At 64.8% G+C, this 14,940-nt stretch carries 11 protein-coding genes; 7 read left to right on the forward strand and 4 right to left on the reverse strand.

Translation table 11 applies throughout. The features are described from left to right. Nucleotides 1-71 precede the first annotated feature (71 nt). From EH199_RS09050 to EH199_RS09060, 3 genes are read left to right on the forward strand one after another with little or no spacing between them, the layout of a single operon-like run. A complete protein-coding gene (locus EH199_RS09050) occupies nucleotides 72-2,426 on the forward strand; it encodes an enoyl-CoA hydratase-related protein (protein ID WP_124808925.1) in 2,355 nt (784 codons plus the stop codon). Beyond that, the gene (locus EH199_RS09055; protein WP_223806576.1) at nucleotides 2,426-3,598 is read left to right on the forward strand and encodes a CaiB/BaiF CoA-transferase family protein; all 1,173 of its coding nucleotides are present in this window, start codon (nucleotides 2,426-2,428) and stop codon (nucleotides 3,596-3,598) included. The genes EH199_RS09050 and EH199_RS09055 overlap by 1 nt, the downstream gene beginning before the upstream one ends. 10 nt (nucleotides 3,599-3,608) lie before the next feature. Then, nucleotides 3,609-4,229 carry a TetR family transcriptional regulator gene (locus EH199_RS09060; protein ID WP_124808926.1) on the forward strand — a complete coding sequence of 207 codons (621 nt, stop codon included), beginning with the start codon at nucleotides 3,609-3,611 and terminating at the stop codon, nucleotides 4,227-4,229. Here EH199_RS09060 and EH199_RS09065 read toward each other — a convergent pair. Both EH199_RS09065 and EH199_RS09070 read right to left on the reverse strand, forming a co-directional pair. Then, nucleotides 4,226-5,011, reverse strand: a complete 786-nt coding sequence (locus EH199_RS09065) for an SDR family NAD(P)-dependent oxidoreductase (protein WP_124808927.1) — start codon at nucleotides 5,009-5,011, stop codon at nucleotides 4,226-4,228. The two genes, EH199_RS09060 and EH199_RS09065, sit on opposite strands and share 4 nt — an antisense overlap. Before the next feature lie 4 nt (nucleotides 5,012-5,015). Further along, the gene (locus EH199_RS09070) at nucleotides 5,016-6,758 is read right to left on the reverse strand and encodes an amidohydrolase family protein (protein WP_124808928.1); all 1,743 of its coding nucleotides are present in this window, start codon (nucleotides 6,756-6,758) and stop codon (nucleotides 5,016-5,018) included. Nucleotides 6,759-6,896: 138 nt separating this feature from the next. Here EH199_RS09070 and EH199_RS09075 point away from each other — a divergent pair, with 138 nt between their 5' ends. Beyond that, nucleotides 6,897-7,442: a TetR/AcrR family transcriptional regulator gene (locus tag EH199_RS09075; protein WP_190287194.1), complete on the forward strand. Its 546-nt coding sequence runs from the start codon at nucleotides 6,897-6,899 to the stop codon at nucleotides 7,440-7,442. Here EH199_RS09075 and EH199_RS09080 read toward each other — a convergent pair whose 3' ends face one another. Then, nucleotides 7,443-9,596: a molybdopterin-dependent oxidoreductase gene (locus tag EH199_RS09080; protein WP_124808930.1), complete on the reverse strand. Its 2,154-nt coding sequence runs from the start codon at nucleotides 9,594-9,596 to the stop codon at nucleotides 7,443-7,445. It lies immediately after the preceding gene. Nucleotides 9,597-9,784: 188 nt separating this feature from the next. Between EH199_RS09080 and EH199_RS09085 the strand changes: the two genes are divergently transcribed. The 3 genes from EH199_RS09085 to EH199_RS09095 are packed head-to-tail and all read left to right on the forward strand — an operon-like array spanning nucleotide 9,785 to nucleotide 13,740. After that, entirely contained in the window at nucleotides 9,785-12,106 is a 2,322-nt protein-coding gene (locus tag EH199_RS09085) for a TonB-dependent receptor (RefSeq protein WP_124808931.1), read from the forward strand. 5 nt (nucleotides 12,107-12,111) lie between these two features. Continuing rightward, entirely contained in the window at nucleotides 12,112-13,359 is a 1,248-nt protein-coding gene (locus EH199_RS09090; protein WP_124808932.1) for a cytochrome P450, read from the forward strand. Between the two features lie 9 nt (nucleotides 13,360-13,368). Further along, on the forward strand, nucleotides 13,369-13,740 hold the full coding sequence (locus tag EH199_RS09095) for an EthD domain-containing protein (protein ID WP_124808933.1): 372 nt from the start codon (nucleotides 13,369-13,371) through the stop codon (nucleotides 13,738-13,740). A 268-nt stretch (nucleotides 13,741-14,008) separates the two neighbouring features. On the opposite strand, the gene EH199_RS09100 is transcribed toward EH199_RS09095, so the two are convergent. Beyond that, nucleotides 14,009-14,938, reverse strand: a complete 930-nt coding sequence (locus EH199_RS09100; RefSeq protein ID WP_124808934.1) for an ornithine cyclodeaminase family protein — start codon at nucleotides 14,936-14,938, stop codon at nucleotides 14,009-14,011. Nucleotides 14,939-14,940 lie beyond the last annotated feature (2 nt).

Raw genomic sequence — 14,940 nt, forward strand, 5'->3', positions numbered from 1 at the left:
GACTCGGATTAAATGAGCATTTAGGCGCTTGATTAAACAAGCATTTAAAATGCACCGAGGAGAGGCGCTCCATGGCCATCGATCCGCAAACCCCCATATTGGTCGGCGTCGGCCAGATCGTTCGCCATTGGGACGGTCAGGACATCGACGACGCGCCGAGTCCGCTGGGGCTTCAACTCGCCGCGGCCGAGCGCGCGCTTGCCGACAGCGGCGCGGGCGAAGCGCTGCGCCAGATGATCGATGGCGTGGTCGTGGTACGCGCCAATCATGACTCGATCGAGGGCGTGCGCCATCCGTTCGGCCGCTGCGCCAATCCGCCGGTCACGCTGGCGGCCGGACTCGGGATAGGTGGCGCGCGCTGCATCTATTCGGTCGTGGGCGGCGACCAGCCACAGGCGTTGGTGAACGAAGCGGCGGAAGCGATCTTCGCGGGCGATGCCAAAGCGATCCTGCTCGCCGGGTCCGAGGCGATTGCGACGATGAAGCAGGCGCTGAAGGCGCGGCTGACGCTCGACTGGTCGTACAGCGTCGATGGTCCGTGGGAGGACCGTGGACTGGGACCGTCGCTCCTGACCGACTACGAGCGCGTCAACGGGCTGGGCATGCCGACGCAGACCTATCCGGCGTTCGAGCAGGCGCTGCGCGCCCGGCTGGGATTGGATCGGCCCGGCTATGTCGCGCTCATGTCCGAGCTGTGGGAAGGCTTTTCGGACGTCGCGGCAATGAATCCCTATTCGCAATTCCCGCAGAGCCGTTCGCGCGATTTCCTCGCAACGCCGGGGGACGGCAATTATCCGATCGCCGAGCCCTATCTCAAATGGCACGTCGCGCAGGATGCGGTGAACCAGGGAGCTGCGGTTATTCTCACCTCGGTTGGCGCTGCGCAGGAGGCCGGAATCGATCCGGCCAAATGGGTCTATCTGCATGGCTATGCCGCGGTGAAGGACCGGCCGGTCCTGGAGCGGCCCGATCTGTCGCGTTCGCGCGCCATCGAGGCGGCGCTGCGGGGCGCGCTCGCGATGGCGGGCAAGACGGCGCGCGGCATCGAACAGCTCGATCTCTACAGCTGCTTCCCCTGCGCGGTGCTGCTCGCGGCGGAGGTGCTGGGGGTGGATTGGCGGCACACCCCCTGCACCGTCACCGGCGGGCTGCCGTTCTTCGGCGGAGCGGGGAACAATTATTCGATGCACGCCATCGCGACGATGGCCGAGCAGCTGCGCGCGTCGCCCGGGCAATTCGGTCTGGTTCTCGCCAATGGCGGCTTCCTCTCGAAGGAAGCGGCCGGCGTCTATTCGACCGAGCCGGTCGAAGGCTGGCAACCGCGGCGCGACGATGGCGGGCAGCGCGCCATCGACAATGCGCCCGCGCCGACGTTGCTTGCCGAAACGACCGATGCGGTGATCGACAGCTATACGGTGACCTGGAAGAAGGGGCAGCCTTCGCGCGGCTATGTCATCGCCTCGAACGAAACGGGGCGGGTGCTGGCGCGGGTTCGCACGGGGCATCGCGCGACACTGGCGAGCCTTGCCGAACAGGATGCGATCGGCCGGTCCGTTCACATCGTGCATGAGAAGGGGGTGAACTTCGTCGAACCCGCAAGCAGGCTTGGTGAGCCCCCATCGGCATCGGGCCGGGCAGCGGGCCTGCCGGCACGGCGGTTCGCGCATGTGCTGGTCGAGCGCCGTGGGCATGTCCTGGAGGTCACGCTCAACCGGCCGGAGGCCATGAATGCGCTTTTCAGCGCGGCACATTTCGAGCTGCACGAAATCTGGGATGATTTCGAGCGCGATCCTGACCTGTGGGTGGCGATCGTCACGGGGGCGGGCGACCGGGCCTTTTGCAGCGGCAATGACTTGAAAGTCACGGCGAAGGGCGGGGACATGTCGATCCCGCCGTCGGGTTTCGCCGGACTCTGCTCGCGCTTCGACCGGACCAAGCCGGTGATCGCGGCGGTCAATGGGGTGGCAATGGGCGGAGGGCTTGAGATCGTCCTCGCGTGCGACCTTTCCGTTGCAACGGCAAGCGCGCGCTTCGCGCTGCCGGAAGTGAAGGTCGGCCTCTATGCGGCGGCGGGCGGCGTCCAGCGGCTGACGCGCCAGATCGGGCGCAAGGCAGCGATGGAACTCATTCTCACGGGGCGGCATTTCGGCGCTGCCGAGGCGCGGGAGCTTGGCGTCATCAACGATGCCGTCGAAGGCGATGCGACGGACGCCGCGCGGGCGCTTGCCGAACGGCTGCTCGAAAATTCGCCTTCGGCAATCCGCGCCTCGAAGGAGGCGCTCAACGCACTCGAAAATCTGGAATCGCTCGAAGAGGCGCTGGCGGCCAACAACCGCATCTTCGGGCGCCTGATGCGCACGCGCGATTTCCGCGAGGGCGTCAGCGCCTTTGCCGCCAAGCGCAAGCCCGAATGGAGCGGATCGTGATGATGGCAATGGACGGCAAGCCCATGCTGGAAGGGATCAGGGTGGTCGATCTGACCAGCGTCGTCTTCGGCCCCTATTGCACGCATATCCTTGCCGAACTTGGCGCCGAGGTAATCAAGGTCGAGGCGCCGGGCGCGGGGGATGCATTCCGCTGGTCGGGCAAGGCCGCGGCGACGCCGGGCATGAGCCCCGGCTTCATGGCCATCAACCGCGGCAAGCAGTCGGTTGCGCTCGATCTCAAGGCGCCCGACGATCTGGCCTGCATGAAGGCGCTGCTCGAAGAGGCCGACGTGTTCGTGCTCAACGTGCGCGGCAAGGCGGTCGAGCGGCTGGGGCTCGATTATGACGCGGTGCGGGGGATCAATCCCAACATCATCTATGCGCATTGCGTCGGGTTCGGACAGGACGGCCCCTATGCCGACCTGCAGGCCTATGACGACGTGATCCAGGCCGCGACCGGGACGGCAACCTTGCTGCCGCGCGTCGATGGCGATCCGCGGGCGCGCTATCTGCCGTCGCTGATTGCCGACAAGGTCGCGGGCCTCCATGCCGCCTATGCGGTGCTCGCGGCTGTGGTCCACAAACTCCGGACGGGTGAGGGGCAGAAGGTGGAGATCGCGATGTTCGAAGCGTTCAGCCATTTCATGCTGCTCGAACATATGGCCGGGCTGACCTTCGATCCCCCGAACGCGCCCGTGGGCTATTTCCGCCAGATCGATCCCGACCGGCAACCCTTCCCGACGCGCGACGGCTTTGTCAGCATCGTGCCCTATACCGACGAAGCGTGGCCGCGCGTATTCGCGGTGCTCGGAAATTCCGAGTTTCTGAAGGACGAGCGGTTCGCGACCCGCAAGGCGCGGACGGTCAATCTGCCGCTGCTTTACCGCGAGATGGCCCGGTTGACCCCGGCTTTCTCCACGGCCGAGCTGGTCGCGAAATGCCATGCGGCGCAAATTCCGGCGCAGCCGGTGCGCGATATCGCCGATATCATGGACGATCCCCATCTGGCGGCGACAGGCTTTTTCTCGCGTCAGGAGCATCCGAGCGAAGGGGGCTATTTCGCGATGGAGCATCCCGTCCGCTTTGCAAAGCCGCTCGAATCGGCCAAGCGTCATGCCCCGCGGCTGGGTGAACAGTCCGACCGGATCCGCGCGGGGCTGAAGAAGGAATGACAGGGGCAGCATGGCCGAGGACGTGACCGACCAGCCGGCAACGGCGCAGCGTATCGTCGATGCGGCGCGCGGCCTGATGATCGAGCGCGGGCTGCTCGAAGTGTCGATCGCCGACATTTCGGAGCGCGCCGGCACCAACGTCGCGCTCGTCAGCTATTATTTCGGCAACCGCGAAGGGCTGATGATCGCGATCATCGAGGGCGATGCACGGCGCGCCTCGGCGCATCTCGAACGCCTGCTCGCCGCTGATATTTCCCCGGCGGCAAAGATGGAAATCCATATCAAGGGATTGATCGAGGCTTACTTCGAACGGCCTTATCTCAATCGCCTGCTCCAGAAACTGCTGCGCGAAGCATCGCCCGAGGCCTCGGCGAAAGTCGGCGCGACCTTTGTGCGGCCGGTGATCGAGGCACGGCGGGCGATCATCGCCGAAGGAATCGCGTGCGGCGCGTTTCGCGCGGTCGACGCCAACCTAGTGAGCTTCGCAATCGACGGCGCCTGCGCGCATCTCTTTTCGTCGGTGCAGTCGCGGCACACGATCCTGGGCGATGGTTCGCTCGATCATGACCTTGTCGCACGCTACGCTGCAACGGTAAGCGAACTGATCGTTGGCGGGCTGCTCGCGCGTTAACCGGTGAGCGCGGCCTGCGGGTTGAAGCCGAGCGTGGCCGAATAGCCGCCGTCCACCCCGATCGACTGGCCGCAGACGAAGGAAGAGGCGTCGGAGAGCAGCCAGACGATTGCCGCGGCGCTCTCTTCGGGCGTGCCGAACCGGCCGATCGGATGCATCCTTGCCGCGCCGCGCATCGCCTCAGTATTGCCCTGTAGCACGCGGTGAAGCATCGGGGTTTCGGTGCCAGCAGGGGCGATCATGTTGATGCGGATCCCGCGTCCGGCGTTTTCGACCGCCGCTGAACGGGTGAGCGCCCAGACGGCATGCTTGGATGCGGCATAGACCGACTGTCCGACGAGTCCGGTGAACGAGCCGACCGACCCGACATTCACGATCGCGCCGCCGGCCGTGCCCATGGCGGCGATCTCGGCGCGCATCGCGAAGAAGACGCCGCGCGCGTTGACGTCCATGATCTCGGCATAGTCGGCATCGGTGAGCTCATGCATCGGCGCCATGCGTCCTTCGGTGCCAGCGTTGTTCACCGCGCCGTCGATGCGGCCGAAGGTGTGAGTGGCCTTGGAAACGAAGGCATCGACTTCGTCGGAGCTGCGCACATCGACCGGCAGCGCCAGCGTCCGGGACGCCCCGGCGCGGGTCGCTTCGGCGGCAACTTCTTCCGCCTTTGCCTGGTCGCGGGCGCCGACGACGACGATCGCGCCGGCCTGCCCGCAGGCGATGGCGGTCGCGCGTCCGATGCCCGTCGATCCGCCGACGACGAGAATGACCCTGTCCCGCAGCATGCGATCAGGCGGCGCGGGCGATCTGCGGCCGAGCGGTGCCGTCGCCAAGATAGACGCCGGGGGTTGTACCGAGCAGTTGGTCGCGCTCGAACGTCTGCACGCCGTTCACGAAGATCTGGCGATACCCGCCGGCGCGCGCCTTGCGCCGCCAGTCGCCGCCGGGTTGGTCATGAACGACGTCGAACCGGTCCTGGTCGAAATAGAGCTCGGCAAGATCATAGACGAGAATGTCCGCGGCCATGCCTTCCAGCAGCGCGCCGCGATCCTTGATGCCCATCGCGCGTGCGGGCTGATAGGAAAGGCGGTAGTGCATGTCCTCGAGCGAGAGGAAATCATTGTCGCGCACGAGCCACAGGATCAGGTCGGTGGTCCACTGGCCTCCGCTGAAGTTCTTGGTATGCGCCCCGCCGTCCGACGCGCCAGCGAGAACGCGGCTGTTCGACAACAGATCGGCGACTTTCGCGGGGTCGATCGCGATGCCGGGCGTCTTGAGTTCTATCCGGAGATCGCTTTCCAGCGCGGTGTCGATAAAGGCATCGACTTCGGTCTTGCCTTCGGCGGCGGCTATCTCGCCCAATGTCTTGCCGAGATAGCCCTTCGCGTCGTTCGAGCCATCGCCCATTCCGATCACGGTATAGTCGGCCAGCCCGCCCGCGGTCGCCTCGAACATGACCGGGTCATAGCTTTCGTTGAAGCGGCGGCGGAATTCGGGATCGAGCAGTTTCGCGCGCTTATCGGCGGGATCCTTGCAGAAGGTCAGCTCGCGATAGACGTCGAGTGCGTCGAGCGAGCAGCCGGGTGAGTTGAAGAGTTCGGTCTCGTTCCAGGCGCGGCAGATGACGGTGGTGGCGTACATCTCGACGCCTTCCTCTTCGTTCATCGCGTCCAGCCACGCCATGCTCTGGCGGTGGAGGTCTGGAGTATATTCGCTGACCGAGAACACGTTGTGCAGGATCGGCCGGCCAGTCTCGCGCGCCAGCTTTTCGCTGATGCTTCGGTCGCCGACCGGGCCGATCTGCGCGATGAGCTGGATGATCCCTTCCTGCCGGTCCCGCAGCGCGCTCGCCATGGCGACGGCATCGTCCGGATGCATGATGTCGGTCGGCATCGCTGATCCGTCGATGTCGACATGGTTGTTCTCGTGCCCCATGAAGCTTAGCGACAGGCCGCACGCGCCGGCATCCATCGCCTCGTGAACCAGTTCCTTGATCGCTTCGATTTCGGGCGCGGTCGGGCGGCGGTGCTTCGCGTCCTCGCCCATCACATAGAACATCACCGCGTTGAGCGGCAGGAACATGGTGAGGTTCACCGCCTTGGGTGTCCGCCGCATCGCCTCGACGAGTTCCGGGAAGGTTTCCCATGACCAGGGGAGGGCGGTTTGCATCTGGATCGCGGGAACCTGCTCGGTGGTTTCCATCATGAGCATCGCGCGTTCGCGATCCTTCGTGTGGACGGGGGCGAAGCCGAAGCCGCAATTGCCGGTAACGACGGTGGTGATGCCGTTCTCCCCGGCGTTCGAGCAGGCCGGGTCCCAGAAGATCTGCGCGTCATAATGGGTGTGGGTGTCGATATGGCCGGGGGCGACGATCAGCCCGTTGGCGTCGACGACGCGCGCGCTGCCGGGATTCGCAATGTACCCGATCCGCGCGATTTTCCCGTCCTTGATTCCGATGTCGGACCTGAAGCGCGGAAAGCGCGTGCCGTCGATGATCGTCCCGTTCTTGATGACGAGGTCGAATCCGTACATGACAATTCTCCCGGTATGTCGTTATGCGGGATGAATGCGACAAAAAATAAATTTCGTCAAATTTTGAGAGTTTCTGCGGGTTGGATGATGGATACGGAACTTGAAACTGACGTCGCGCGCCGGACGCAGGCCCGCATATTGGACGCCGCGAATCAGGTGATCGCGAAGGTCGGGTACAAGCGGTTGCGGATGGAAGCCGTGGCCAAGGGTTCGGGGATCACGCGCCAGACGATCTACAATTACTTCCCGAACAAGCAGCAACTCGCGACGGCGGTGCTGCTGCGCGAAGGTGCGCTGGTGAACGAGCGCGCGAAGAACAACATTCCGGACGATCTGGAAGGGGAGGCGCTGCTGTCGGCTGCGGTGCTGGCGCTCGTCGATGCGGCACGCGCCATGCCGATCTTCGAAGGCCTCTTCGAGGAAGGCTCTATGGGCTATGTCAACGAGCTTGCCGAGCACTCGCAGGTCATCGAGCGGATGATGCACGACTATTGGGCGCCGGTGATCGAACGGATCGCGGCGACGGGACGGGGACGCACCGATATTTCGGTCCAGCGGATCGAATGGTGGCTGAGCTTCGTCTATCGCGCGCTGCTTCAGCGCCCCGCCGAGGATCTCGACGATCGCGCCAGCATGGACGCGCTGGTCCGCGACTTTCTGGCGCCGGCGGTGATGGCGCGCTGATCAGGCCGCGATCGGCGTGACCGTCACCGGAATGCCGTCGATAAACGTCGTTCCCGAAACGCGCTCGACCGCCTCCGGCCCGAGCCCGAGCAACAGGCTGATGTTCGCGCCGGGCAGGGTGTTGGCATGGCGCCAGCCGCCATTGTGCCCCCATCCATGCGGATAGCAGACCGCGCCCTCGATCACGTCTTCGGTCACTTCAACCGCGACTTCGACGGCGCCATGTGCGTTCGCCACACTGGCCCGGCCACCATCGCTGAGGCCGTATCGGGCGGCGTCGGCAGGGTGGACGAGCAGCGCCGGCCCCTGCGAACGCGCCAGCTTTTCGGGATTGTGCATCCAGCTGTTCATCGACTTGAGCTTGCGCTGGCTGAAAAGCTTCAGCTCTCCGCCGTCGGTTGTCGCGGCCTGCTGAGCGGCGAAGCGCGCGAATTCGTCGGCGACGATCGGATGCCAGAGACGGATCTTGCGATCGTCGGTAGCGACATGGTCGGCCCAGCCGCCATAGGTGAGGGGCAGGTCGAGCATCGTTCCGTGCGGCATATCCGCAAGCTTTGCGAAACCGAGCGCTTCGTTCCCGCGCCGTTTGCCGAGTGGGCCATGCCGGAGCGCAAGCTCAACCAGCGTCAGCGGGGTGATCGCCATGCCCTGCCGCTCCAGCCAGCGCAGGCCCGGGGTCGGCGCGATCGAACCGAGCCCCATGCGCGCGGCGAGATCGCTGAAAATCGCCAGTTCCTCGCGCGCCTCGCCCATCGGCGGCACGGCCGCGCGGGCGTACTGGAGATAGGGCCGCACCATGTGCGACAGCCCGATCAGCGGGATGTCGTCCTTTTCGAGGAAGGTGGCCGCGGGCAGGATATAGTGCGCGAAACGGTTCGTCTCGGTCACATAGAGATCGACCGAGAACAGGAGATCGAGCGATTCGAGTGCCCGTTCGAGCCGTTCGCCCCCCGGCGCGGACAGCACCGGGTTGCCGGCGATGACCATCATGGCGCGAACCTGGCCCTCGCCCGGTTGCAATATGTCGTCGGGCAGCGCGGCGGCGGGCATCAGCCCCGCAACGACCGGCAGGTTGCCGATCCGCGTGCGGTGCTCGCCATAGCCCGAAAGCGGTTCGGCGCCCTCGGCAAGCGGAAAGGCGCCGAAGGTTGACCCGCCCGGCTTGCCGAACTTGCCGCCCGCGATGTTGATCGCATCGAGCAGCAGGTTGGCGATCGTCGAGAAACGGCCGCGGCACAGGCCGACCCGGCCGTACATCGCGGCGCGCGGCGCGGCTGCAAAATCGAGCGCAAGGCGTTCGATGGTGTCGCGCCGGATGCCGGTGGCGGTCGCGGCCTCGTCGAGATCGACCTGGGTGACGGCCGTGCGCAGATCGTCCCAGCCGGTGCAACGCGCGGCAAGGAAGGCGTCGTCGACCGCGCCTGCGCCGATCATGACCTTGAGCATCGCTGCGTGAAGCCATGCGTCGGCATCGGGCTGGATCGCGATATGCTCGTACCGCTTCGCGGTTTCGGTCCGGCGCGGATCGATCACGATCACCCGGCCGCGCTCGGCAATGGCGTCCAGATCGTGGCGCATCCGCGGCGCGGTGAGCAGGCCGCCGTGCGATACCAGAGGGTTGGCGCCCGTTATGATCAGGAAATCGCAATTCGGCAGGTCCGGGATCGCGTTGCGAAAGGCGACGCCATAGAGAATCCAGCTCGCGAGGTGGCGCGAAGTGCTGTCCTGTGACCCTGCCGCGTAGAACTTGCTGCTGCCGATCCTTGCAAGGAACCATTGGCTCGACATGAACGTGTCGGTCGAAAAGGCGCCGGGATTGCCGAAATAGGTCGCGACCGCCTGAGGCCCGTGCGTGGCGATGATCGCCTTCAGCCGCGTCGCAATATCGTCGAGCGCCTGATCCCACGAAATCTCGGCAAATTCGCCGGGGCCGCCGACACGTTTCAGCGGCCGCAGCACGCGGTCGGGATCGTTGGCTATGTCGATGATCGCTGCGCCTTTTACGCAGATATGCCCCTGCGTGTGCGGATTGTCGCGATCGGGTGTCAGCTTGACCGGGCGGCCGTCCTCGACCGTCACCACCGTCCCGCAGAAGGCCTCGCAGAGCCGGCAGAAGCTTGTCGTCTGGGTCCGAATCGGGGCGTTGCTTGCCAATTCCCTCTCCCTCCAATTCGCCGGAAACCTGCGAAATCGCCCGTTTAAATGAGCATTTAAGATGCATGTTGACAGAATAAAATACGACGAATATCTATTTTTGTCGTGTCGGGGTATGAGCTACAGCGGCTCGGACTGGCAAGCGGAAAGATGAAGCGAAAAGCTTCACGATCTGGAGGGAGACGAAGATGCGTAAGGCTGTTCTGATGGCCAGTGTCGCCATCGCCACGATGAACCTTTCGCCGGCTTGGGCGGAGGAAGCCGGCGCGTCGGCCGCGGAAGACGGTGTGACCGCCGGCAGCGGAGGACTGGCCGATATCGTCGTAACCGCGCAACGCCGGTCCGAAAGTCTCCAGAAGGTTCCGGTCGTGGTGACCGCGGTCGAGCCCGAAGTGCTCGAGGCGCGCAACGTTTCCACCCTGCAGGACCTGCCCAAGCTGACGCCGTCGCTGACGGTCCAGAATCAGGCGAGCAACGTCACGCCGTTCATCCGCGGCGTCGGCTCCACCGTCACCGGAGCGGGGCAGGCGGCCAGCGTCGCAACCTATGTCGACGGGGTCTATATCGCGACCCTGACAAGCGCCGCTTTCGACCTCGACAATGTCGAGCAGGTCCAGGTGCTCGAAGGGCCGCAGGGTGCGCTCTATGGCCGCAATGCGACCGGCGGCGCGATCGTCGTGACGACCAAGACGCCACGGCCGGGCGACCCCATTTCGGGCCGCTTCCGCGCGGGGTACGGCAATTACAACAATCGCGAGGCGTCGGGGATCGTTTCGGGCGGGCTTGGCGAGATGTTCGCCTTCTCCGTCAACGGGTCGATCCGCAAGCGCGACGGGTACATCAAGAATCTCAACGCTTCGGGCGCCGGGACGAGCAACGCCGACTTTTACGATCGCGATTCCAAGTCGATTGGCGCGGTTCTTGTCTTCAAGCCATCGGAGCAGTTCAACCTCGTGCTCCGCGCGCAACATTTCGAATCCGACGATCGGTCGGGTCAGGGCTATCAGGCGGTCGGGCTCGACCTCAACGTGCTGGGTACGGGCCTCAACGGATCGCAGCTTTACTATGCCGGCTTTCTGCAGAGCTTCGGCGTTTCGCCCGCCGACGCGTTCGCCGCGGCGGCGAATTTGCGCTTCAGCGGTGAACATGGCGCGACTTACGAAAACGAGGCCAACGGATCGACCCGCGGCATATTGCGGCCGGGGCCGGCGGGCTCCTTCGTTCAGCTCAATGCCGAAACCTATTCGGCGAAAGCCACGCTCGATCTCGGGTCGGTCGAAATAAGCTCGTTGACGGCATACCAGACGGCGAAGTCGTTATCGGCGACCGAGATTCTGTTCGCGGACCCGAAGAGCTATCCGGCGGGCTTTCAAGGCGGCTCCGTCGGCTTCACCGGGGATTTTCCGTCGCGCACCTGGCAACAGGAACTGCAGGTCGCTTCGGTGAATTCGCCCGTTCAGTGGATCGCCGGCATGCTCTACCTCGACGCTGCCGGCGATGTGTTGCTCACCGGCGACCTGCCGCCGCTATCGGCGCTGACCGCCGACAATCGCTGGCAGAACAGGTCCATTGCCGGCTACGGCCAGATCACCGTGCCGATAACCGACAAGCTGAGCATAACGGCGGGCGGGCGCTACACGGACGAAAAATATACCAACACCGATTTTCTGTCGCTTGCCGATCCCAGAAACGTCTTCGGTATCCCCAACCAGGGCCGACAGGAGCTGAAAGGATCGAAGTTCACCTATACCGGCCGCATCCAGTACGACACCGGCAGCATTCTGCTCTATGCGGGCGTCTCCACCGGGTTCAAGGGCGCGACCCTCTCGAACACCAATCTGCTCAGCCCCGGTGTGAAGCCCGAGACGATCACCTCGTTCGAAGGCGGGGCAAAGATCCGCTTGTCGCCCGATGCGCGCCTCAACATCGGCGCGTTCCACTACAACTATGGCAATATCCACATTGCCTATACGGACTCCGCGAGCGGATCGAACATCCTGGTCAACGGAACCGGGGCCAAGATCACCGGCGCGCAATATGATCTGCTGTGGCGGGTCTCGCCGATGTTCACCCTGCGCTCGAACGGCCTGGTCCTCGACACCAGCTATGATCGCGACGTGGAGTCGGCGGGCGGGGCCGGGGTGCTGTTCATCAAGGGCAACCGGCTGGCGGGGGCGCCGAAGTTCGTCGTCTCGCTGGGCGCGGACGTCAAATATCCGATCGGTGATGGCGAACTGAAGCTGTCGGTCGATGCATCGCACAACGCCGGGTACTATTTCGACGCCGAGAATCTGACGGGCACGGGCGGGGCGACGGCGCGCAGCATGCAACTCGTCGACGCCAGCCTGACCTATACAGCGCCCGATGACCGCTGGCTGGTTTCCCTGTACGCCGCGAACATCACCAACGAGAAATACTTCGACAGCGGCCTGCCGATCAGCGGGATCGTCCGCAACGCGCGCGCCGCGCCGCCCGCGACCTATGGCGTGCGCGTGGGGTTCAATTTCTGATGGTGATGATCGCGCCGCCTATCGACGACGACGCGATCGTCGCACCCGCGACCTATGCCGATCCCGATGCCTATGACCGTCTCTTCGCCCGGCTGCGAGACGAGGACCCGGTCCACTGGACCGAGCCTTCGGACTATCGACCGTTCTGGAGCGTCACCCGGTTCGCGGATATTCAGGACGTGGAGCGGAACGCCGCGCAATTCCTGAACGCACCGCGGATGATGTTGCGGCCGGTCTCGGTCGAGCAACAGGTGCGCAAGCTGACCGGCGGCAGCGCGCTGATGCTGCGCGACATCGTCCATATGGACGGCCGCGATCACATGGTGCACCGCAAGCTGACGCAGGCGTGGTTCATGCCGGCGCGGCTGAAGGCGCTCGAAGAGGATCTGCGTGCCCTGGCGCGGCAGTTCGTCGGCCAGATGCTGGAGCGTGGCGGAACCTGCGAATTCGTCGACGATGTCGCGGTCTGGTATCCGCTCCGTGTCATCATGCGAATCCTGGGCGTGCCGGCCGAGGACGAGGCGCGGATGCTCGTCCTGACGCGCGATATCTTCGGCCCCGACGATCCTGACATCCGCAAAGGCCCCAAGCCCGATCTGGCGGCGACGATCAAGGGTTTCAGCGACTATTTCGCCGAGCTGACCGAGGCGCGGCGCCGCGATCCGTCCGACGATATCGCTACGCTGCTTGCGACCGCGACGGTCGACGGGCAGCCAATCGGCACGCTCGAACTGATGTCCTACTACATCATCATCGCAACCGCCGGGCACGATACGACCAGTTCGACGATCGCGGGCGGGCTGCTCGCGCTGCTGCAGAACCCGCCGGAGATGGAGCGGCTGCGCGCCGATCCCGCGATCCTTGCCGCGGGCGGGGTCGATGAGATGGTGCGCTGGGTAACACCGGTGAAGCACTTCTTCCGCACCGCGGTCGAGGATTATGAGCTGCGCGGAAAGACGATCAGGGCGGGCGAGCATCTGATGATGTGCTATCCCTCGGCCAATCGCGATGCCGAAGCCTTTCCCGACCCGTTCCGTTTCGACCTCTCGCGCCCGCCGAATCGTCACCTCGGGTTCGGCTATGGTCCGCACCTCTGCCTCGGCCAGCATCTTGCCAAGATGGAAATCCGCATCTTCTTCGAGGAATTGCTGGCGCGCGTCGATGCGATCGAACTCGCTGGTGATCCGGCCTGGGTCGCTTCCAATTTCGTCAGCGGGCTGAAGCGTCTGCCAATCGCCTACAAGGCGCGATAAGGTCGTTCCATGATCCGGATGCTGTTCTGCCTTCATCGGCTGCCGTCGCTCAGTCTCGAAGAATTCCAGACCTACTGGCTGGAAACGCACGCGCCGCTCGTCGCGCGGCATGCGCCGACCATCGGCCTGGCGCTTTACCGCCAGCATCACCGGCTCGATGATCCCGTGCTCGGGGGCCTGCTCAAGGGAAGGCTGGCCGATCAGCCCTTCGATGGCGTCGCCGAACTCGGCTGGAACAGCGAGGCCGATCTGCTCGGCAGTGGCCACGACCCGGCGCGGCGTACCGCCAATCGCGAACTGTTCGAGGACGAGCAGCGCTTTATCGACCTTCCGCGCTCGCCCATCTTCTTCGCACGCTCGCACACCATTGTGGGAGGTTAGACCGCGCGCGCATTCCGGCGTGGCCGTTGCGGCAGCTATCCGACATGATCGGCTTGGCAAAATATGCCGACTCTTCATCCGTTCCAGCAGCGTGTGCCCGACCCCCCCCCCCCCCGATCTTCTGAGCCACCGATGTAATCGACGAACTTTGCCCAGTGCGGTACCGGAAGATCATGAACTCATGACGGCTTTGCCCGAACCTTTCCTGCGCTGCGAATGGCCGCAAAGTTCGTCCGATCGCCATCGGCCGGAATGAGAGCGGGTGTGCTCACACACCTGCGAGATAGGCTGCGCAGGCAAGGTCCTGTACGATCGAGCCGAGCGACTTGTAGATCGTGACGTCCGCCTGGCCCAGGCGCCCTGGCGTGTCGCCATTGAGGACATGCCCGATCTCCGCCAAGACATGATCGTCCGTGACAAGTCCTGCCTCACGGGCGTTCAGGAACTCGGCGCCCTGGGCAAGAACGCCTTCGCGGTGGTCGGGGAAGAACCGGGCACGGGCGACCAGTGCGTTATCGATCTCGGCCGGACCTAGCCGGCTGGAGCCTACCACGTTGACATGCGCGCCGTCGGGGATGTCGCGCGAAAACAGTATGGGCACGTCGGCCGCGGTGACCGTGCAGATGATGTCGGCCTGTGCGACCGCGGCGGGAACGTCCGGTGCGCTACGCGCGCACAGTTGCAGCTCGCGTTCCACGCGGCAGGCAAGCGCCGCCGACCTGGCCGGGTCGCGCCCCCAGATCGTGACCCGCGAGAGCGCGCGAACATGGCGGATCGCGGCAATGTGCTGCCACGCCTGCTCGCCGGTACCCAGCACGGCCAGTTGGTGCGCGTCCCTATTCGCCAGGGCGTCGGTCGCGACGGCCGATGCGCATCCGGTGCGGATGGCAGTCACTTCGCCGCCTTCAATCACCGCCGTCGGGGCACCGGTTGTGCGGTCGAAGATGACGATCACGCCCTGGTGCGAGCGGCCGCCCGGCGCGTTGGGGAATATGCTGACCACTTTGACGCCGAAGCCGGCACCGTCCATCGCGCCGGGCATTACCCCGAACATGTCGCCTTTGCCCAGATCGATGATCCCGCGCAAAAGCTGCCGCGTGCGCCCTTCGGCCAGAGCGATCATCGCTTCGCGCACCAGCGCGATGCAGGTGACATGGTCGAGTCGGCGCGCGACTTCTTCGCGATCGATCAGCTTCACCC

Origin of the sequence: Novosphingobium sp. LASN5T (assembly GCF_003856955.1) — a bacterium.
Classification (GTDB): domain Bacteria; phylum Pseudomonadota; class Alphaproteobacteria; order Sphingomonadales; family Sphingomonadaceae; genus Novosphingobium.